The sequence below is a fragment of the Micromonospora musae genome, assembly GCF_003626635.1.
GTDB classification, from domain to species: Bacteria; Actinomycetota; Actinomycetes; order Mycobacteriales; family Micromonosporaceae; genus Micromonospora; species Micromonospora musae.
Genome location: NZ_RAZT01000002.1, coordinates 446864 through 466516, shown reverse-complemented (window position 1 = coordinate 466516; position 19653 = coordinate 446864). Strand labels below are relative to the sequence as shown.

At 71.3% G+C, this 19653-nt stretch carries 14 protein-coding genes; 5 read left to right on the top strand and 9 right to left on the bottom strand.

Annotated features, from left to right (window positions below):
• Window positions 1-68: 68 nt before the first annotated feature.
• The 5 genes from D7044_RS05040 to D7044_RS05020 form a co-directional block, all read right to left on the bottom strand.
• Entirely contained in the window at window positions 69-2528 is a 2460-nt protein-coding gene (locus tag D7044_RS05040; protein ID WP_120688112.1) for a CehA/McbA family metallohydrolase, read from the bottom strand.
• Window positions 2529-2838: 310 nt separating this feature from the next.
• A complete protein-coding gene (locus D7044_RS05035) occupies window positions 2839-4446 on the bottom strand; it encodes an ABC-F family ATP-binding cassette domain-containing protein (RefSeq protein WP_120688111.1) in 1608 nt (535 codons plus the stop codon).
• A gap of 630 nt (window positions 4447-5076) precedes the next feature.
• Window positions 5077-7470 carry an ATP-binding cassette domain-containing protein gene (locus tag D7044_RS05030; RefSeq protein ID WP_120688110.1) on the bottom strand — a complete coding sequence of 798 codons (2394 nt, stop codon included), beginning with the start codon at window positions 7468-7470 and terminating at the stop codon, window positions 5077-5079.
• A 165-nt stretch (window positions 7471-7635) separates the two neighbouring features.
• Window positions 7636-8046, bottom strand: coding sequence for a VOC family protein (locus D7044_RS05025; RefSeq protein WP_120682696.1), 411 nt, complete (start codon window positions 8044-8046; stop codon window positions 7636-7638).
• Window positions 8047-8051: 5 nt separating this feature from the next.
• Window positions 8052-8501: a helix-turn-helix transcriptional regulator gene (locus D7044_RS05020; RefSeq protein WP_120688109.1), complete on the bottom strand. Its 450-nt coding sequence runs from the start codon at window positions 8499-8501 to the stop codon at window positions 8052-8054.
• A 135-nt stretch (window positions 8502-8636) separates the two neighbouring features.
• Between D7044_RS05020 and D7044_RS05015 the strand changes: the two genes are divergently transcribed.
• Window positions 8637-9203: a cysteine hydrolase family protein gene (locus tag D7044_RS05015; protein ID WP_120682692.1), complete on the top strand. Its 567-nt coding sequence runs from the start codon at window positions 8637-8639 to the stop codon at window positions 9201-9203.
• Window positions 9204-9345: 142 nt separating this feature from the next.
• On the opposite strand, the gene D7044_RS05010 is transcribed toward D7044_RS05015, so the two are convergent.
• Together D7044_RS05010 and D7044_RS05005 are read right to left on the bottom strand one after the other, a co-directional pair.
• Entirely contained in the window at window positions 9346-10224 is an 879-nt protein-coding gene (locus D7044_RS05010; RefSeq protein ID WP_120688108.1) for an alpha/beta fold hydrolase, read from the bottom strand.
• A gap of 114 nt (window positions 10225-10338) precedes the next feature.
• Complete coding sequence (locus D7044_RS05005; protein WP_120688228.1) at window positions 10339-11292, bottom strand: RNA polymerase sigma factor; 954 nt, start codon at window positions 11290-11292, stop codon at window positions 10339-10341.
• A 204-nt stretch (window positions 11293-11496) separates the two neighbouring features.
• On the opposite strand from D7044_RS05005, the gene D7044_RS05000 reads away from it, so the two are divergent.
• Both D7044_RS05000 and D7044_RS04995 read left to right on the top strand, forming a co-directional pair.
• A complete protein-coding gene (locus tag D7044_RS05000; RefSeq protein ID WP_147434582.1) occupies window positions 11497-11823 on the top strand; it encodes a hypothetical protein in 327 nt (108 codons plus the stop codon).
• 280 nt (window positions 11824-12103) lie between these two features.
• Window positions 12104-13600, top strand: coding sequence for a CehA/McbA family metallohydrolase domain-containing protein (locus D7044_RS04995; protein WP_120682686.1), 1497 nt, complete (start codon window positions 12104-12106; stop codon window positions 13598-13600).
• A gap of 484 nt (window positions 13601-14084) precedes the next feature.
• Here D7044_RS04995 and D7044_RS04990 read toward each other — a convergent pair whose 3' ends face one another.
• Complete coding sequence (locus tag D7044_RS04990; RefSeq protein WP_120682684.1) at window positions 14085-14372, bottom strand: DUF1905 domain-containing protein; 288 nt, start codon at window positions 14370-14372, stop codon at window positions 14085-14087.
• 71 nt (window positions 14373-14443) lie between these two features.
• On the bottom strand, window positions 14444-15997 hold the full coding sequence (locus tag D7044_RS04985) for an alkaline phosphatase D family protein (protein WP_120688106.1): 1554 nt from the start codon (window positions 15995-15997) through the stop codon (window positions 14444-14446).
• Between the two features lie 345 nt (window positions 15998-16342).
• On the opposite strand from D7044_RS04985, the gene D7044_RS04980 reads away from it, so the two are divergent.
• Window positions 16343-17881, top strand: coding sequence for an FGGY-family carbohydrate kinase (locus D7044_RS04980; protein ID WP_120688105.1), 1539 nt, complete (start codon window positions 16343-16345; stop codon window positions 17879-17881).
• A complete protein-coding gene (locus D7044_RS04975; protein WP_120688104.1) occupies window positions 17878-19512 on the top strand; it encodes a fucose isomerase in 1635 nt (544 codons plus the stop codon). Before D7044_RS04980 ends, D7044_RS04975 begins: the two co-directional genes overlap by 4 nt.
• The last annotated feature ends 141 nt before the right edge of the window (window positions 19513-19653 follow it).

Genomic DNA, 19653 nt, shown 5'->3' with positions numbered 1-19653 from the left:
GTCGTGATCGGAGTGGGACCCCGGTCGGGGCGGCCGGCGCGCCCGCCGACCGCCCCGACCGGATCGGCTCAGCCCTGCCGAACCAGGTAGATCTCCTGGGTCCGGTCGCGCTGGCTGCGGGTGGCCCGGCGGTCGCTGGTGAAGACGACGACTCCCTCGTCCACCGCCGGCCAGGTGTTGTTCCCGAGGGTGCTCACCTGCAGCGGCGGCGTCCAGCCCGAGGAGTTGCGCCGAGAAGTGAAGACCTTCCAACGCCAGTCGGCGGAGCGGGAGTCGTACCAGACCACCCGCACAGTGCCGTCCGGGTCGGCGGCGACCCGGGGCCGCTGGCTCATCGCGTTCGGGTCGAGCGCGACGGGTTCGGCCGCCGACCAGGTCACGCCGTCGGTGGAGCGGCTCGACCGCAGCGACAGGTTCACCCCGGAGGCCGAGAGCGCCTTGGTCTCCCAGACGACGACGTACGCCCCGTCGCGGTCCACCGCGACGCCCGGGTGCCGGTCGGCCGCGTCGTCGTTGCCGCTGACCCGTACGGGTGCGCCCCAGCTCTTGCCCTTGCCGGCCCGCACCGAGGCCATGATCTCCCAGTTGTCGGGGTTGGTGCCGCCGCTCGCGGGCTGCCCGGCGGGCGGCGTGTGACCGGTCCAGCCGGCGTCGGGGTCGAACCGGTTGTCCTGCCACGTCACGACGACCCGCTGGTCCTTCGTCACGGCGAGCGCGGGGAAGAGGGAGGCCGGGTGGATCGGCGACCGCGCGTCGGCGGCCGTGCCCGCGACGATCACCTTGCCGGCCGCGGAGACGTTGACCGGCTCGTGGTCGACGCCGACGACCTGGACGCGGACGTCGAACGCGCCCCCGCTGTTCTCCGCCCAGGCGACCACCGGGTGGCCGCCGAGGAGGGCGAGCGCGGGGTGCTCGGCCCGACCCTGCCCGGTCTTCAGCCGCTCGGCTGACCCGAAGCTCCGGCCGCCGTTCTGGCTGTGGCGCAGCCAGATGCCCGGCCGGTGCGGCTGCTCCTGGCCGCGGGCGTCCTGCCACACCACCCAGACGTCCTTGCCGGAGGCGACCACCCGGGGTGCGCGAGCCGTGCCGGAGTCCCCGGAGAGCACCACGGTCTTGTCGCTGTGCGGGTTGCCGTGCCGGTCGAGGCGGCGGTAGACCACCGACGTCCGGTGCTCCTCGTGCACCTCGGCGACGACGTGACTGACCTGCCCGTCGACGGCGACGTCGGCGAAGCCGGCGAACCCGCCCGGCTCGCCCACCGCCAGCTCGGCCCGGTCGTTCGTGCGGTTCGGCGCCGGGAGCGCGATCTCGGGGGCCGGCACGGCGGCCTGCTTCACCGAGACGAAGATCGGCGACGTGGCGGCGCGCAGCTGGTCGGGCAGGTTCGGGTCCGCCTCCCGGCCGGAGAGCTCACCCGGGGCCCGCACCTCGACCCGGTACCAGGTCTGGTCACCGGTCAGCGTGAGCGGAAGCTGCCAGCTCTGGTCGTCCTTCGTGGGCTCGTACGTGGCGATCGGCCCGGCCGAGCGGCCCGGGGCGGCGTACACGAGCACCCGCGTGCCGACACCGGCCCTGACCCGCACCCGCAGGGCGGCCCGCTTCGGCAGGGAGCGACTCCTGACGATCACCTCGTCGCCGCCGATCGCCTCGAACCGGCCGTCGCCGTCGAGGTCGGCCTCGATGGTGGCGAACGCCCCACCAGTTCCGTACGTCAGCGTCGTCCGACCGGCGCGCAGCGCGTCGAGGATGGCCCGGGTCGTCCGCTCCGCAGCGAAGACCCAGGTGGTGGGCTTGCCGGGGGCGCTGTTCGGGCGCAGCTCCTTGAAGTGGCTGTCGCTGGCCGCCACGCCCCCGAAGCGGAATCCGTGGTTCCAGCGGTTCTCGGCGTACTCGATCTCGACGTCGGGGTTGCTGCTGGCGTTCCAGAGCTCGACGGCGTCGACGCCCTGAACGCTCGCGTTGTCGTTCGGGCCGGCGGCCGGCGTGTACTCCCCGTCGTCCGGGTGGGCCACGGACCAGAACGCGTCCTGGGCATGGGTGTCCCAGATCGACTGCTGGACGTGGCGGAACGCGGCCGAGCCGGGCGGGTTGGCGCCGTCCACCACCGTGTCGACCGCCCCGAGGACCACCGAGTGCGGGGAGCCGTTCACCTCCTCACCGGTGAGCAGCAGCAGCTTCTCGGAGCGCCACAGCGGGTCCCAGTGCTGGTCGAAGGTGCGGTGATCGGTCAGCGGCAGGAAGGCCAGGCCGGCCGTCTCCGCGTAGCCGATCTGCTCGCTGACCGGGAGGTTGCCCGGATCGCGCTGGTCCGACAGCTGGCGGGGCGCGCTGCCGTCCGACGAGTGGTCGTCGTGGACGTGGGTGTCACCCGGCAGCCAGACACCCTCCGGTCCGCCGTCCTTGCCGGGCTTGCGCTCGCCGGCCGCGGCCTCGTCGCCGGCCTCCGCCCATGCGGCGGCGCCGGGGAGCAGGGTTGCCGCGGTGACGGCGCCACCGATGGCGATGAACTTCCTGCGGTCTAGTTCCATGCGACCCTCATCTCGTACGAGCCCCAGGTCGGCGCGCGGGTGTCCCGACACGACTCGGCGGGCTCGGTCGTTCGATCGGTCGCGACGCTAGTCAGGCCGGTGGGCCCGTTGCGTGAATCGTCGGTGAAGCCGGGATGAGCAGGAACGGATCCACCGCGCAGTTGTGTCCCACGACACGTCTACGAACCGGGCGAAGGGCGTCGAGCCCGGAGCCGGTCCTGCCTGCGCGAAGGAGGAGGCGGGTCGATGAGGACCCACCTCCTCGCTCGTTCGTCGAAGCGTGCTCGTCGAAGCGTGCTCCGCGGAGCGGTCAGGCCTCCAGGCCCCGGCGCTGATTCATCCGTCCGTTCTCGTCGAGCGCGACGACGGTGTCGACGCCGATCCGGTCGAGGAAGGCGAAGTCGTGGCTGACGATGAGGAGGGCGCCACGGTACGCGTCGAGGGCTTCCGCGAGTTGTTCGACGCTCGCGATGTCGAGGTTGTTCGTCGGCTCGTCCAGGATCAGCAGTTGGGCAGGCGGTTCGGCCAGGAGGAGCCGGGCGAGCGAGACTCGGAACCGCTCCCCGCCGGAGAGAGTGCGGACGGGCCGGTCCACGCTGTCACCCCGAAGGAGCAGCCTGGCGAGTTGGTTGCGGATGGTGCCGGCCGGCGTGCCCGGAGCGACGGCCTGCACGTTCTCCATCGCGCTGGCGTCGTCGTCGAGCCCGTCGAGGCGTTGCGGAAGGTACCCGACGAGGTCGGTGACGAGGCGACCGTGCGGCCGCCCGGGAGTCGGCTCGGCGCGCTGAACCAGTCGATCGATCAGGGTGGACTTCCCGGCGCCGTTCGCACCGATCAGCGCCACCCGCTCCGGGCCCTGGATCACGATGGTCCGGTTCTCGTCCGCCAACTCCACCAGGCGCCGTCCGCGCGGGACGTCCGGGTCGGGCAGGACGAGGTGGATGTGCTCCTCGTCGCGGACGCGCGCGTCCGCGACGTCGAGGGCGGCCTGCGCGGCCCGGACCTTGTCGTCGAGAGTGGAGCGCAGCGCTCCCGCGGATGCCTGGGCCTTGCTGGCGCGGTTGCCCGCGAGGATCTTCGGGATGCCGCCGTCCTTCTGGGTCTTCTTCGCCGTCCGTTCACGGCGGGCCAGCTTCGTCTCGGCTTCGATACGTTGCCGCTTCTCCACCTTGAGCGCCTGCTGAGCTGAGCGTGCGGCTTGTTGCGCGGCCGCCTGCTCCTGCTCCTGGTGTTCCTTCCACGCGCTGTACGGGCCGCCGAACGTCTCCAGGGTGCCGCCGTAGAGCTCGGTGGTGTGCTCCATGCGCTCCAGCAGCTCGAGGTCGTGGCTCACGACGACGAGCGTCCCGGGCCACTGGTCGACGAACTCGGCGAGCTTTCCGCGCGTGACGCGGTCGAGGTTGTTGGTGGGCTCGTCGAGCAGCGTTATCGGGGTGCGCCGGATTCGCAGCCCGGTGATCGCGATGAGCATGGCCTCTCCACCGGAGACTTCGGCGACCCGGCGGTCGAGGTCTGCGGCGGCGAACCCGATCTGATGCAGCGCCTCGTCGGCCCGGGCCTCGATGTCCCAGTCGTCGCCGATCGCATCGAAGTGCTGCTCGTCGGTGTCGCCGGCCTCGATGGCCCTGAGCGCGGCGAGGATCCCCTGAATGCCGAGCAGTTCGGCGACGGTGGTCTCCTGCCGCAGGGTGAGCGTCTGCGGCAGGTAGCCGACCTCACCGCTGGTCTCGATCTGGCCGGCGGTCGGCCGCAGGTTACCGGCGATGAGCCGGAGCAGGGTGGACTTGCCGGCGCCGTTGCGACCGATGAGCCCGGTCCGGCCGGCGCTGAAGGTGCCGGTGACGCCGGCGAGCGCGACGGTGCCGTCGGGCCACTCGAAGGTCAGATCCCGGAGAGTGACGGCGGACTTCGTAGACATGAGTGGTGGTTCCTCTTCCTCCCCGTCGACCGCCGGTAGGCGTGACGGGGATCGGTTCTCGTAGCCGTGGGTGGTGCAGCCAGCGGAGTTGGCGGAACTACCGACCACGGAGCCGGGCGCCCATGCGGCGAGAGAGTCGACGGGATGCCGAGGTGCCACCGTCCTGCGGCGAGGCGCCGCTACCCGGATATCGGGCCGGAGGAGGTTGCGTACCTGGCAGGTCGAAGTCGCGCGTTCGCCGTCACGTACCCGGGACCAGGGTCGGTACGGTGCGAACGTGCCGGCGAGACGCACGCGGCGGTGTCGACGCCCGAGAGGGGCGGACTCACACGCGGGTGCGTGGGAAAAGATCGTTCACTGGCGTGGGCGAGGCCCACACGAGTGAAAGCCACCGGCAGTTCGGTGGCTAGGCTCTGTCTACCTCAATCAGTCCCACGCTCACATTCTATCAGCCTCGGCGGCGGGTCCGAGGCGGCCGGCGGGGTGGCCTGGCGTCGCCCTGCCCCCGCCGGCGCCGCCGGCAGCCCCTCGGCGTCGAGGCGGATCGACGCGCGTCGCCGCCGACGCTCGAGCCGAGCACGCCCCGCCCCGGGTCGGGCGCGACCCGGGCCGAGGCGCTCGCGGGCTCGATCAGCCGCCGACGTACGCGGCGAGGTGCTCGCCGGTGAGGGTGGAGCGGGCGGCGACGAGGTCGGCGGGGGTGCCCTCGAAGACGACCCGGCCACCGTCGTGGCCGGCGCCGGGGCCGAGGTCGATGAGCCAGTCCGCGTGGGCCATGACCGCCTGGTGGTGCTCGATGACGACGACCGACTTGCCGGCGTCGACGAGCCGGTCGAGCAGCCCGAGCAGCTGCTCGACGTCGGCGAGGTGCAGCCCGGTGGTCGGCTCGTCGAGGACGTAGACGCCGCCCTTCTCAGCCATGTGGGTGGCCAGCTTGAGCCGCTGCCGCTCGCCGCCGGAGAGCGTGGTGAGCGGCTGGCCGAGGGTCAGGTAGCCGAGCCCGACGTCGGCGAGCCGGTCGAGGATGGCGTGCGCGGCCGGCGTGCGGGCGTCGCCGACGCCGAAGAACGCCTCGGCCTCGGTCACCGGCATCGCGAGCACCTCGCTGATGTCCCGGCCGCCGAACCGGTACTCCAGCACCGATGCCTGGAACCGCTTGCCCTCGCACTCCTCGCAGGTGGTGGCGACGCCGGCCATCATCCCGAGGTCGGTGTAGATGACGCCGGCGCCGTTGCAGGTGGGGCAGGCGCCCTCGGAGTTGGGGCTGAACAGCGCGGGCTTGACGCCGTTGGCCTTCGCGAACGCCTTACGGATCGGATCGAGCAGGCCGGTGTAGGTCGCCGGGTTGCTCCGTCGCGAGCCACGGATCGCGGTCTGGTCGACCGTGACCACCCCGTCCCGCCCGGACACCGAGCCGTGGATCAACGAACTCTTGCCCGAGCCCGCCACCCCGGTGATCACGACGAGCACGCCGAGCGGGATGTCGACGTCCACGTCCCGCAGGTTGTGGGTCCCGGCGCCGCGCACCTCCAGCACCCCGGCGGGCGTCCGCACCGTCTGCTTCAGGACGGCCCGGTCGTCGAGGTGCCGCCCGGTCAGCGTGCCGCTGGCCCGCAGCCCGTCGACGGTCCCCTCGAAGACCACCTCGCCGCCGGCCGTCCCCGCGCCGGGCCCGAGGTCGACGACGTGGTCGCCGATCGCGATCGTCTCCGGCTTGTGCTCCACCACCAGCACGGTGTTGCCCTTGTCGCGCAGCCGTAGCAGCAGGTCGTTCATCCGTTGGATGTCGTGCGGGTGCAGACCGATCGTCGGCTCGTCGAAGACGTAGGTCACGTCGGTGAGCGACGAGCCGAGGTGCCGGATCATCTTGGTGCGCTGGGCCTCGCCCCCGGAGAGGGTGCCCGCCGGACGGTCGAGCGACAGGTAGCCCAGGCCGATCTCCACGAACGAGTCGAGGAGGTTCTGCAGCCCCGTGAGCAGCGGGGCGACCGAGGGCTCGTCGAGGTTCCGGACCCAGCCGGCCAGGTCGTTGATCTGCATCGCGCAGACGTCGGCGATGCTCTTCCCCTCGATCTTCGACGAGCGGGCCTCCTTGCTCAGCCGGGTGCCGTCGCACTCGGGGCAGGTCGTGAAGGTCACGGCCCGCTCCACGAAGGCGCGGATGTGTGGCTGCAACGAGTCGACGTCCTTGGCGAGGAACGACTTCTGGATCTGCGGGATCAGCCCGGCGTAGGTCAGATTGATGCCCTCTACCTTGATCTTGGTCGGCTCCCGGTAGAGCAGGTCGTGCAGCTCCTTCTTGGTGTACCTGCGGATCGGCTTGTCCGGGTCGAAGTAGCCGCAGCCGCGGAAGATGCGGCCGTACCAGCCCTCCATGCTGTAGCCGGGAATGGTGAGCGCGCCCTCGTTGAGCGACTTGCTGTCGTCGTACAGCTGGGTCAGGTCGATGTCGTTGACCGAGCCCATCCCCTCGCAGCGCGGGCACATCCCGCCCAGCCGGTGGAAGGTGGCCTTCTCGGTCTTCGTCCTGCCGACGCCGCGCTCCACGGTGATCGCACCGGTGGCCTTCACCGAGGGGACGTTGAAGGAGTACGCGTTGGGCGAGCCGATGTGCGGCTGCCCAAGCCGGCTGAAGAGGATCCGCAGCATCGCGTTGGCGTCGGTGGCGGTGCCGACCGTCGAGCGGGGGTTGGCGCCCATCCGCTCCTGGTCGACGATGATCGCCGTGGTCAGACCCTCCAGTACGTCGACCTCCGGCCGCGACAGCGTCGGCATGAAGCCCTGCACGAACGCGCTGTAGGTCTCGTTGATCATCCGCTGCGACTCGGCGGCGATGGTGCCGAACACCAGCGAGCTCTTCCCCGAGCCGGAGACGCCGGTGAAGACCGTCAGCCGGCGCTTGGGGATCTCGACGTTGACGTCCTTGAGGTTGTTCTCGCGCGCGCCCTGCACGCGGATCAGCTCGTGGCGGTCGGCAACGTGCGACGCGGGCGGCTGGGTGCCCGTCCTCGTGGCCTTGCTCATGGTGTCTCCCTCGGTCCGGCCGGGCCGCCCTCGCGCACTGAGATCGGCCTGGCCTGCATCGATCTGATCGGTTCAGTGCAGTATGTCCGGCTTCACGGGGCCGGTGCATTCACCTTCGTGCCGGCGAACCGTCGCCGCCGGGTCGTGGCAACGGTCGCCGCCGGCTCAGCGCAGTTCGTTGATCCGGACCAGGTTGCCCGTCGGGTCGCGGAAGGCGCAGTCGCGGACACCGTACGGCTGCTCGGTCGGTTCCTGGACGACCTCGGCGCCGCTGGCCACCAGTCGCTCGAACACCCCGTCGAGATCGTCGCTGGCCAGCGTGACGGCGCCGTAGCTGCCCTTGGCGATCAGTTCGAGGATGGTACGACGTTCGTCGTCGGTGATGCCCGGGTCGGCGGCCGGCGGGTGCAGCACGATGGAGGTGCCCGGCTGCTTGACCGGACCGACGGTGATCCAGCGCATCCCGTCGTACCCGACGTCGTTGCGGACCTCGAAGCCGAGGGTGTCGCGGTAGAAGGCCAGCGCGGCGTCCGGGTCGGTCTGCGGGAGGAAGGCGTAGTGAATGCTGATGTCCATGGCGGTCAGGCTAGTTGCGCACCGCCGACCTGGGCTTCTCGGATCCTGATCGGTCTGGTCACCTGCTTCGACATGCACGACGGCATCTCCGGCGCCACCGGAGCCGACCGCGCCCGGTAGCTGCTCGGCGGCACCCCCACCAGCTCTGTGAAGCGCGTGCTGAAGGTGCCCAACGACGAGCAGCCGACCGCGAAACAGACCTCGGTGACGCTGAGGTCGCCACGCCGCAGCAGCGCCATGGCCCGCTCGATCCGCCGGGTCATCAGGTACGCGTACGGCGACTCGCCGTACGCGAGGCGGAACTGGCGGCTGAGGTGCCCGGCGGACATGTTCACCCCGCGGGCCAGCGCCTCGACGTTCAACGGCTGCGCGTACTCCCGATCGATCCGGTCGCGGACGCGACGCAGCCGGGCGAGGTCACGCAGGTGCTGCGCGAAGGCGGGATCGCTGTTCACCTGGGAAATCGTACGCGGCTTCCGGCCCTCGGGCCGGTCACGACGTGGGGCTGTCGGTGGTCGGGCGTACGGTGAGCGGCACGCGCCCGCCCACCGGATCCGACCACGGATTCGCGAGGAGAACCTGGAGCTGCCATGACGACCCTGCCCGACCGGCCGCACACCGCGCTGCTCGTGATCGACGTGCAGAACGGGGTGGTGGCCAACGCGCACGACCGTGACGGTGTGATCGCGAACATCAATGTCCTGCTCGACCGGGCCCGCGCCGAGGACGTGCCGGTGATCTGGGTGCAGCACTCCGACGAGGAGCTCGTGCGCGGCAGCGAGAGCTGGGCTTACGTGCCCGAGCTGGTCCAACGCGACGGCGAGCCGCTGGTCCACAAGAACTACGGCGACTCGTTCGAGGGCACCGACCTGGAGGCGCTGCTCGCCGAGCGGGGCGTGGGTCGGCTGGTCGTCACGGGCGCCGCGACCGATGCGTGTGTCCGGTCGACCCTGCACGGGGCCTTCGTCCGCGGCTACGACGTGACCCTGGTCGGCGACGCGCACACGACGGAGGACCTCAGCGCCTACGGCGCCCCGCCGCCGGCCCAGGTGATCGCGCACACGAACCTCTACTGGAAGTTCCAGAGCGCGCCGGGCCGTAGCGGCGGCACCGTCGACACGGCGGAGGTCGCCTTCGCACCGGCCCCGGTGGCCTGAGCGCCCGAGCCGGCCCACCCGACCTCCGTCTCGCCGGACGGTTCCATCGGCCATCGCGATCGGGCGTGGTCGGCGCGGTGAAGTCGTGGCCGGTCCCGGGAAGCGCGTCGCCCCCGGGGTGCCGGGGGCGACGCGCTGCGGGTCAGTGCCGCAGCAGCTGCGTCACAGCCCGGGTGAACTCCTCCGGCTGCTCGACGTGCGCGAAGTGCCCGCTCTGCTCCAGGACGGCCAGGTGCGAGCCCTTGATGCCCTCGTGTAGCAGCTCCGCCCAGCGCGGGCCGCAGATGAAGTCGTGCGAGCCGACGATGACCACGGTCGGCGTGGTGATCTCGCCGAGCCGGTCCCGTACGTCGAACGGCGTCGGATCCTGCGCCGAGGCCGGCTCGGCCCAGGCCCGGACGGCGGCCGCCAACGGGCCGAACTCCGCCCGGCGACCCCAGAAGTCCGCGAAGTAGACCGGAATGGCCTGCCGCAGGCCGTTGGTGAGCGACTCGTCGTCGGTGGCCGTGACGGCCTGCTGGAAGGCGGCCGGGATCGCGGCGGCCTCCGGGTTCCCCGGGTACCGCTGCGGGTAGGCGGTCAGCCCCTCCATGGCCAGGCCCCAGAACTCGGCGCCGGTCACCGGAGAGGTGTCGTACAACGCGAGACCGGCGATCCGTCCGGGGTGCTCCAGTGCGTACCGCTGCACCACGAAACCGCCGTGCGAGTGCCCGAGCAGGTGCACCCGCGGTACGTCGAGGTGCTCGACGACGGCGGCCAGGAACCGGACGTAGGTGTCCAGCCGGTAGTCGTCCCGGCTCGCCAGGCGCCCCGAGGCGCCGGTGCCGACCGGCTCGAGGTACACCATCGTGAAGTGCTCCTCCAGGCCCGGCGCGCGGAGGTACGCCCACTCGATGCCGGGGCCGCCGGAGTGCGCGACGCAGACCGGGCCGGTGCCCGCGACGTGGTAGACCTGCCGGACCCCATCGACGGTGAACTCGTGCCGCCCCTGGGTGAGCTTGGCGGAACTGGTGGAATTCATGACTCTCCCGATCGGTGGCCCGCCCGGCGGTGGTGCCGAGGCGGGCGTTCGTACTGGTACCGGGGACCAGATGCACCGGCGGGCGGGAAAGTTCGCTCGGCGGGGGAATCTTTTTCAGGCGACCGTGGAGCGCTGGTTCTGCCGCGCTGGGACCGGGTGGAACAGGGTCATCCGTCGTACCCGGCCCTCGTCCAGCACGTAGAGCCAGAGCGCCCCCGGCGGGCAGTGCTCCGGGTTGTCCGGTGGGCTGATCAGGTCGGTCTCCCAGATCAGCAGGTCGCGGCTGGCCACGACGCTGCGCAGGTGCTGGCGTACCCCGTCGTTCAGGTCCTTGGTCATGCCGTGCACGGCGAAGCCGCGGTCGCCCCGCAGGCCGATCTCGGGCACGAGCATCTCGGCATCCGGCCACCAGTTGTCGCGTACCACGCGTTCCCACTCGCCGCGCATCGCCGCGGTCAGCATGTCGCGGCCCTCGCGCCACCGGGCGTCGGAGGTCACCTCCGTGTCGGCGTGCGCCGACTCGGCCGAGGCGCGCAGCCCGTCGGCGAGCTTCCGTCGGGCGTGGCTGAGCCGGCTGCGAACCGTCCCGACCGGCACGCCGCAGAGCGTCGCGATCTGCTCGTACGAGGAGGCGTCGCTGAAGTAGCGCAGGAGGACGACCAGCCGGTCGGGCTCGGAGAGCCCGTCGATCGCGTGCCACACCCAGTCGCGCAGCGCGCCGCGGTCCAGCGCCTCCTCGGGCGTGGGCGAGCCGGCGGGCGGGGCGAACCACTCCGGCTCGGCGACCGGCAGCGGCCGTGTCGCGCGCAGGATCATCCGGCAGTTGTTCCGGACGATCGTCCGCAGCCAGGCGCCGACCGCCGCCGGGTCGCGAACCTCACCGATCCGCCCCAGGGCGACCACTGTCGCGTCCTGCACCGCGTCCTCGGCGTCCGGGCCGTAGCCGAGCAGGCTCACGGCCACGGCCCGCATCTCCGCCTCGTGCCGGGCGAGCAGCAGACCGAGCGCCGCGGCATCACCTGCCTGCGCGAGCCGGACGAGTGCGTTGTCGTCTTCGGCGACGCTCATCGAGGTCTCCACCCCGTCCCCGTTCGCTCCGTCCTCGGTCCCACCCGCGAGCCCGTGAAGTATGCCCGGCCGGTTCGGCTTTACCCGGGTACGTGCCGGGGGAGTGTGTCCTTCCTCTCGGCCGGATCGCAGGCGAATACTTGCTCCCGCAAGCAAATTGGGTGAGGATCCCGGAGTCACCCATCGATGCACTGGAGGGTTGTTATGCGACGAAACGGAGCAAGGATCGGGGCGGGTCTGGCGGCGTCCGCGATGATGGTCGTCGGGCTCGGCGTCGCGGCGTCGCCCGCCTCGGCCGCGCCGTCCGGTCTCACCTTCTACACCGCCAACTTCGGCACCGAGGTGGCACACGTCGACACTCCGACCGGGAAGTGCACTCCGCTTCCGGCGACCGCGGCGGCCCACGTCGGCTGGAGTGGCTTCAGCGACGTCGTCCTCTACCGCGCCGCCGACTGCACCGGGTACGCGACGAGCACCGGCACGCTGCGGACCTATGAGGCCGGGAAGTACCTGAGCTACCGCGCCTTCTGACGGCGACAGCGTCGACGGGCGGGATCCGCCCTGCCCGTCGACGTTCCCCGCCGACCGCTGCGAAACGGCCCTCCGTCCGACGTGACGTCCACGATGGAGGGAAATCCTTCCGCCGCCGCGCTGGTCGCCTCCCGGGCAGATCCGCTGGTCGATGGCCCGGCTTAAGAGATCGACGCGATGCTGTTCACCGGAACCCCCTCTTGCGTACAGCCCTGATTCAGCGCGCTTGTCGAGGCTGCCTCTCGACAGAGGTAACTGCTGGACCGAGGAGCGCTTCGTCTTGACGGACAAGGATCTGGAGCAGGCTGAGTCCCGGCTCTCGCGGCGGAAGCTGGTCAAGTACGCCGGTATCGGCGCGACGCTGGCCGCCGCCAGCCCGGTGGTGGGCTCCACCGCGGCCTTCGCCGACGAGGAGGAGGAGCGCGGCAAGAAGCCGGGCGACTCCCGCAACCGGGTGTGGCGGGCCGGCGACCACCACGTCCACTCCGAGTACAGCGGCGAGTTCGACACCTCGACGAACCCGCCCACCTTCCACAAGGGTGCCGACGCGGTCTACCCGATCGTGACCAACGCGATCATGGCCAAGAACTTCGGCCTGACCTGGGCGATGTGCACCGACCACGGTGGCCCCACGCACTCGAAGGTCAACCTGGAGCAGGCCTACCCCGACCTGCTGCTCTCCCGCAAACTGGTGCCGGAGGTGCTCCAGTTCTGGGGCATGGAGTTCGACACCCCGTCGCTCGACCACCACACGCTGATGATCCCGCGTCACGAGGACGAGGCGAAGCAGCTCTTCGAGCTGGAGAGCCGCTTCGCCAAGTTCGACGCCTTCCCCAACGACCCTGGCCGCGACACCGAGGCCAAGATGATCGAGTTCCTCAAGGTCGCCCGGGGCATGCCGCTCAAGCCGATCGTGATCGCGCACCACGCGTCCCGGTCCGCGCCGGGGCTCGGCGTGTACGGCCAGGACACCCCGCGCGAGTTCCGCAACGGCAACAACGTCGCGCCGGACGTCTACATCGGTTTCGAGGGCGCGCCCGGGCACCAGGCGGGGCCGCTCAACGGTGGGGCTCGGGGTGGCTACGGCAACTACCCGACCCATGGCGGCTTCGACCAGATGACCGCCCGCGTCGGTGGCCTCTGGGACTCGCTGCTCGGTGAGGGGCGGCGCTGGTGGATCACCGCCACCTCCGACTCGCACGTGCACTGGACGCGCGGTGGCTCCGACTTCTGGCCCGGCGAGTACAGCAAGACGCACGTGCTGGCCCGGCAGGACTACGGCGACATCATGGACGGCCTGCGCAGCGGCCGGATCTGGGTCGGCACCGGTGACCTGATCCGCAGCCTCGACCTCACCGCCGGCTCCCAGGGCCAGAAGGCCGAGATGGGCGAGACCATCACGGTGAGCCGCCGGAGCCGGCGGGACGTCGAGATCGAGATCCGGTTCCGCCCGCTCGACGGCGTGAACGCCCACGGCGACCGTCCGCAGGTCCGGCGGGTCGACCTCATCGTCGGCAAGATCACCGGCCCGAGCGCCGACGTGAACGCCGACACCAACCCGACGACCAAGGTCGTCGCCCGGTTCGGCCCCCGCGACTGGCGTCGGCAGGGTGCCGAGTACGTCATCCGGCACACCCTGCGCGACGTCGAGCAGGACATGTACGCCCGGGTGCGGGGGACCAGCACCGACGAGATGGAGCCGCTCGCCGACGGGCTGGAGAGCCCGTGGGACGACCTGTGGTTCTACTCGAACCCGGTCTTCGTCCGCGTCCGCTGACGCGACCGGTGCCGTCGGCCCCGTGCACTTGGGTGATTTCCTGGCGCACGGGGCCGACGGCCGTTCCGCTGCCTCATCTCATCCGCAGGTAGGCGCGCCGCGAGCGGCCGGCGTACCGGTTCCGGGCGGGCGGTCTTCGCAAGAGCGTTCATGCCACCGGCGGCGTCATCACGCAGGGCGACATCGGCCGCCCCTCCGGGCGTACCCTCTCGGACGCTTTGCTCTGCACCCTCATACGCGCCAGTTACCGAAGGTCACGGTTTCGGCCGGCGGGGCAGGTGGCCCCGATGGAGAAGTGGCAGCTCAGCGGCGTGGTGCGTATCGGGGTGCAGAGCAAAGCGTCCGAAGTGGTGCTGGCCGCCGCCCGCGCATGGTGACGCTGGGTGTGCGCAGTGCCGGAACTACGCAGCGCAATCAGGAGCGGCCGAGCGTGCTCCGCCCGGCCGCCGCTACCCGGCCGCCGCTTCCCGCTCGCCGCGGTGACTCAGCCGTCCACGGTGAGCCGTACGGTCACCGTCTCACCCACCTCGAGCCCCTCGGCCTTGCGTACCGAGGTGCGCACCGGCACGAGGTAGCGCCCGTCCTTCGGGAACAGGGAGGTGGCCCAACTGGTCGTGCCGATGCGGGCGGTGACCGGGATCATGCCCCAGCCGTAGCTCACCGCCGAGGCCGTCGCGGCCAACTCGCGGCACTCCGGCACCGGCACGGTGACGAAGTGCCAGGGCGCCGGTCCCCGCCAGAACCAGATCTCGCCGCTGAACTCGAGCTCCATCGCCCCAGCCTAGGCGCGTGCGAAGGGAGCGCCCGGGCCGCCGGACGGACGGCGACCCGGGCGACCCCGGCTCACGCCTCGGTGGTGTCGACCTGGACTCCGGGGCGGCCGCTCTCCACGACGAAGCTGGCGCGGGTGGACACCGGCGCGCCCTGCTCGGTCACGAACGGCACGACTCGGTAGTCGGTACGCCACTGGCGGTGGTCCAGCTGGCACCGGACGTAGCCGCGCTTGGCGTTGTAGAACTTCATGTGCGGGTTGCTGGCGAGCCACTCGGTGCCGCGGCCGTCCATGTCGGCGCCGTCGCCGCCGGAGGTGATCGAGGTGCCGAGGAACTCGACGCCGACGGTCCGGGACGACTGGTCGTCGAAGTTCTGCTTCAGCTCCGCGACCATGCTGCAGTGGGCGTCTCCGGTGACGACGACCATGTTCTCGACCCGGCGTTCGACCACGCCGTCGAAGAGGCGCTGCCGGGCCGCCGGGTAGCCGCTCCAGTTGTCGTCGGAGAGCGTCTTGCCGGGTCCCGGGTCCCGGTCGGCCTCGGCGATGACGGTCTGGTTGCCGAGCACGTTCCAGCGGGCCCGCGAGGCGGACATGCCGTCGAGCAGCCACTTCTCCTGCGCGTTGCCGAGCATCGTCCGCGACGGGTCGTCCGAGCCGGTCGGCACCTGGTCGGAGCGGTACTGCCGACCGTCCAGGATGTTGAACTCGGCGAGGTTGCCGTACCTGAGCCGGCGGTAGAGCCGCATGTCCGGGCCGTGCGGGATGCTGATCCGGCGCAGCGGCATGTGCTCGTAGTACGCCTGGTACGCGACGGCGCGGCGACGGAGGAAGTCCTCCGGCGACTGCGCGGCATCCTCCGAGGTTCCGTCCGCGTAGTTGTTCTCCACCTCGTGGTCGTCCCAGGTGACCGCCCAGGGGAACCGGGCGTGCGCCAGCTGCAGGTCGGCGTCGGTCTTGTACTGCGAGTGGCGGATGCGGTAGTCCGCCAACGAGAAGATCTCGGTGGCGGGCAGGTGCGCGCGGCCGATGGTGCCGGCGGACGGGCCCTCGTAGATGTAGTCGCCCAGGTGCAGGACCAGGTCGAGGTCCTCCTCCGCCATGTGCCGGTAGGCCGTGAAGTAGCCGGCCGGCAGGTTCTGGCACGACACGAAGCCGAAGGAGAGCCGCCGCCGGTCCGCGCCGTACGCGGGCGCCGTGCGGGTCCGGCCGACCGGGCTCAGCTGGTTGCCCACCCGGAACCGGTAGTAGTACTCCCGGTCCGGGCGCAGCCGGCTGACCTCGACGTGTACCGAATGGCCGAGCTCCGGCGTGGCCCGCTCCGCGCCGGCGCGTACCACCCGGCGGAAGCGTTCGTCCTCGGCGACCTGCCAGGTGACCGGGACGACCCGTCGCGGCATGCCGCCGAGGCCGTCGACGGCGAGCGGGTCCGGCGCGAGCCGGGTCCAGAGGACCACCCCGTCGGGCAGTGGGTCACCGGAGGCGACGCCGAGCGTGAACGGATTGTCGGCGAACGACGGGTCGGCCCACGCCGGTGCGTCGGAGAAGCCGGCGATGGCGGCGGCCACCCCGGCTCCGGCGGCGCCGGTCAACCCGAGGAAGGCGCGCCGATGGAGATTGGGCATGCGACGGTCCCTTCAGGACTGTGAAGAAAACTATCGCGACCGATTCTCTTGACGAAGCTTGCTGCCAGATGGCGACGCGGGGACGGTCGGCGTACGTTTCGGCGCACATCGAGCCCGCCGGCCCGGCCGCCCGGCCCGACGCGCCCCCGAACGCGGCGGCGCGAGAGCGGTGTCTCCTGAACCGAGTTAACGATTTCTCAGCGTTAGCCGGCCATCGATGCGCCGGCACCGATGCGATCTACCAGCACTAACACCCTCCCCGCAGCCCGTTGCCAGCCGATGGTGGGGGAGCGCGGTTCCGAGCCCGCTCTTGATTCGGAAATCGATTGCTGGAACAGTGGCGCCATGAAGGTTGCGACGGTGCTGGGCGTCGACATCGGCACCTCGAGCAGCAAGGGCGTCCTCGTGGACGCCGAGGGTCGGGTCGTCCGCTCGGCCAGCCGCTCGCACGAGGTGAGTCGTCCCCGACCCGGCTGGGTGGAGATGGACGCCGACATCTGGTGGCAGGAGTTCGTCTCGCTCAGCCGCGAACTGCTGGCACCCGGTGACGCCGAGGTCGTGGCCGTCGGCGTGAGCGGCATGGGACCCTGCGTGCTGCTCACCGACGACGCCAACGTGCCGCTGCGTCCGGCCATCCTGTACGGCGTCGACACCCGGTCGACCGACCAGATCGCGCGCCTCAACGACCGGTTCGGCCCGGAGGAGATCCTGCGCCGCTGCGGCTCGGCGCTCTCCAGCCAGGCGGCGGGGGCGAAGGTCGCCTGGGTGGCCGAGAACGAACCCGAACTCTTCGGCCGGGCGCGGCGGCTCTTCATGCCCAGCTCGTGGCTCGTCGTGCAGCTCACCGACCGGTACGTGCTCGACCAGCACTCGGCGAGCCAGTGCACACCGCTCTACGACACCGAGGACCAGGACTGGTACGCGCCGTGGGCCGCGCAGGTCGCACCGGGCCTCGTCCTGCCCCCGCTGAGCTGGCCCGGTGAGGTGGCCGGGGTCGTCACGGAGCGCGCCGCGACCGAGGCCGGCCTGCCGGCGGGCATTCCGGTCATCACCGGCACCATCGACGCCTGGGCGGAGGCGATCAGCGTCGGCGCCCAGGGCGTCGGCGACCTGATGCTGATGTACGGCACCACGATGTTCCTGGTCCACACGGTCGCGGCTCCCCTGACGAACCCGTCGTTGTGGGGGACGGTGGGCGCGCTGCCCGGCACCCGTAACCTCGCCGGCGGCCTCGCCACCTCCGGCGCGATCACGTCCTGGCTGCGTGAGCTCTTCGGCTCGCCCGACTACCCGGAGCTGCTCCGGCTGGCCGAGAGCTCCGGCCCGGGCGCGGGAGGGCTGCTGATGCTGCCCTACTTCGCCGGTGAGCGCACCCCCATCCTCGATCCGGAGGCGCGCGGCATCCTCGCCGGCCTCACCGTCTCGCACACCCGCGGCGACCTGTACCGGGCGGCGCTCGAGGCGACAGGTCTCGGGGTGCGTCACAACATCGAGACGATCGAGGCCAGTGGCGGCGACATCCGGCGCGTCGTCGCGGTCGGCGGCGGCACCCAGGGTGGCCTCTGGACCCAGATCGTCTCGGACGTCACCGGGCGCGACCAGGTGATCCCGTCGCAGACGATCGGCGCGAGCTACGGCGCGGCCTTCCTCGCCGCCCGGACGAGGTGGGACGTCTCGATCGAGACCTGGAACCCCGTCAAGGAGATCCGGACGCCCCGGCGTGAACTCGCCGCCGACTACGACGAGCTCTACGGGCTCTACCGCGAGCTGTACACGAGTTCCAAGCGGGTCGCGCACGCGCTCGCTGCACGTCAGGTCCGTCTCCTGGCCACCGGTTCTCCGGAGGCCAGCGACAACCGAGGCACCGAAGGAGTCGCCCCATGACCAGTTACCAGCTGCCCCTGTTGGCCGATCCGCCGTCGGCGGTACCCGGCACCGTCTACACAGTGGCCAGCGGCGATCTCCGGCCGAGCGCGAACGTCACCTGCTGGCCCACGCAGCAGCAGCTGGAGGCCGACCTCGCGGCGGCCGTCACCGCGCTCGACTGGAAGGTGGAGCGCGGCCACGCGTTCGACCCGGACAAGGGCCACGGCTTCATCGACAGCCAGCGTGCCGGCATCGAGGTCTTCAAGCAGCTCCCCGTGGACGCGCCGCTGATCGTGGTCGAGGCGGTCTGGCAGTACAGCCACCACGTGCTCGCCGGCCTGCGCAGCCACCGCGGTCCCATCCTCATCGTGGCCAACTGGAGCGGCGAGTTCCCCGGGCTGGTCGGTCTGCTCAACCTCACGGCGAGCCTCACCAAGGCCGGGGTGAAGCACTCGGCGCTGTGGAGCAAGGACTTCACCGACGAGTGGGCGGTCGAGGGGCTGCGCACCTGGCTGGCGACCGGCGAGCTTCGCCACGACACCAGCCACGTACGGGACCTGCCCGCCCTTCCCGACGACGCGGAGGTCGAGCTCGGCCGGGCCCTCGCCACCCAGCTGGCCCGGGAGAAGGCGATCATCGGCGTCTTCGACGAGGGCTGCATGGGGATGTACAACGCGATCTTCGACGACGAGCTGATCAACCCTCTCGGCATCTACAAGGAGCGGCTCTCGCAGAGCGCGCTCGTCGCGGAGATGGCGCGCGTCCCGGACGAGGAGGCCCACGCGGTCCGCCGCTGGCTGGACGAGGCCGGGATGACCTTCCACACCGGCACCGACGAGGCCACCGAGCTCACCGACGCCCAGCTCACGAGCCAGTTCAAGATGTACGCCGCGGCCCTGCGCATCTCCGACGACTTCGGCCTGGACGCGGTCGGCATCCAGTACCAGCAGGGCCTGAAGGACACCGTCCCGGCCAGCGACCTCGCCGAGGGCCTGCTGAACAACGTGCAGCGGCCGCCGGTGCTCAGCCGGGACGGCAGCCGGGAGCTGTACGCGGGAGCGCCGCTGCCGCACTTCAACGAGGTCGACGAGGGCGTGGCCGTGGATTCGCTGGTCACGAACCGCATCTGGACCGCCATGGGACTGGACCCGGCGACGACCCTGCACGACATCCGCTGGGGCGAGCAGTACGGCGACGACTTCGTCTGGGTCTTCGAGATCTCCGGCTCGGTGCCCGCCTCGCACAACGGCGGGTACGACAAGTCGTACAGCATGCGGCAGCCGCCGATGTTCTTCCCGCTCGGCGGGGGCACGCTGAGCGGCGTCTCGAAGCCGGGGGAGATCGTCTGGTCGCGGGTGTTCATCATGGACGGCGCGCTCCACGTCGACCTGGGCCGGGGGACCGTCGTCGAGCTGCCCGAGGAGGAGACCCGGCGCCGTCTGGAGTCCACCAACCCACAGTGGCCGATCATGCACGCGGTGCTGCACGGGGTGGGTCGTGACCAGCTGATGGCCCGCCACAAGGCCAACCACGCCAACGTCGCGTACGCGCCGGACCGGGAGACCGCCGACCGGGCGTTGCGGGTGAAGGCCGCCATGTTCGCCGAGCTCGGCCTCCACGTGCACCTCTGCGGCGAGGTCGACCTGTAGGCCCTGCTCCACCGGGAGACAGCGCGTGCCGGTGTGCCCCCGATCGGACGGGTCGGGGCCACACCGGCGTGTCAGTGCCGGCCGCGGTGGCCGGCCGATGACGGGGCGGGGGGCCTGGTGTACTGGGGGCAGGCTCCCCGC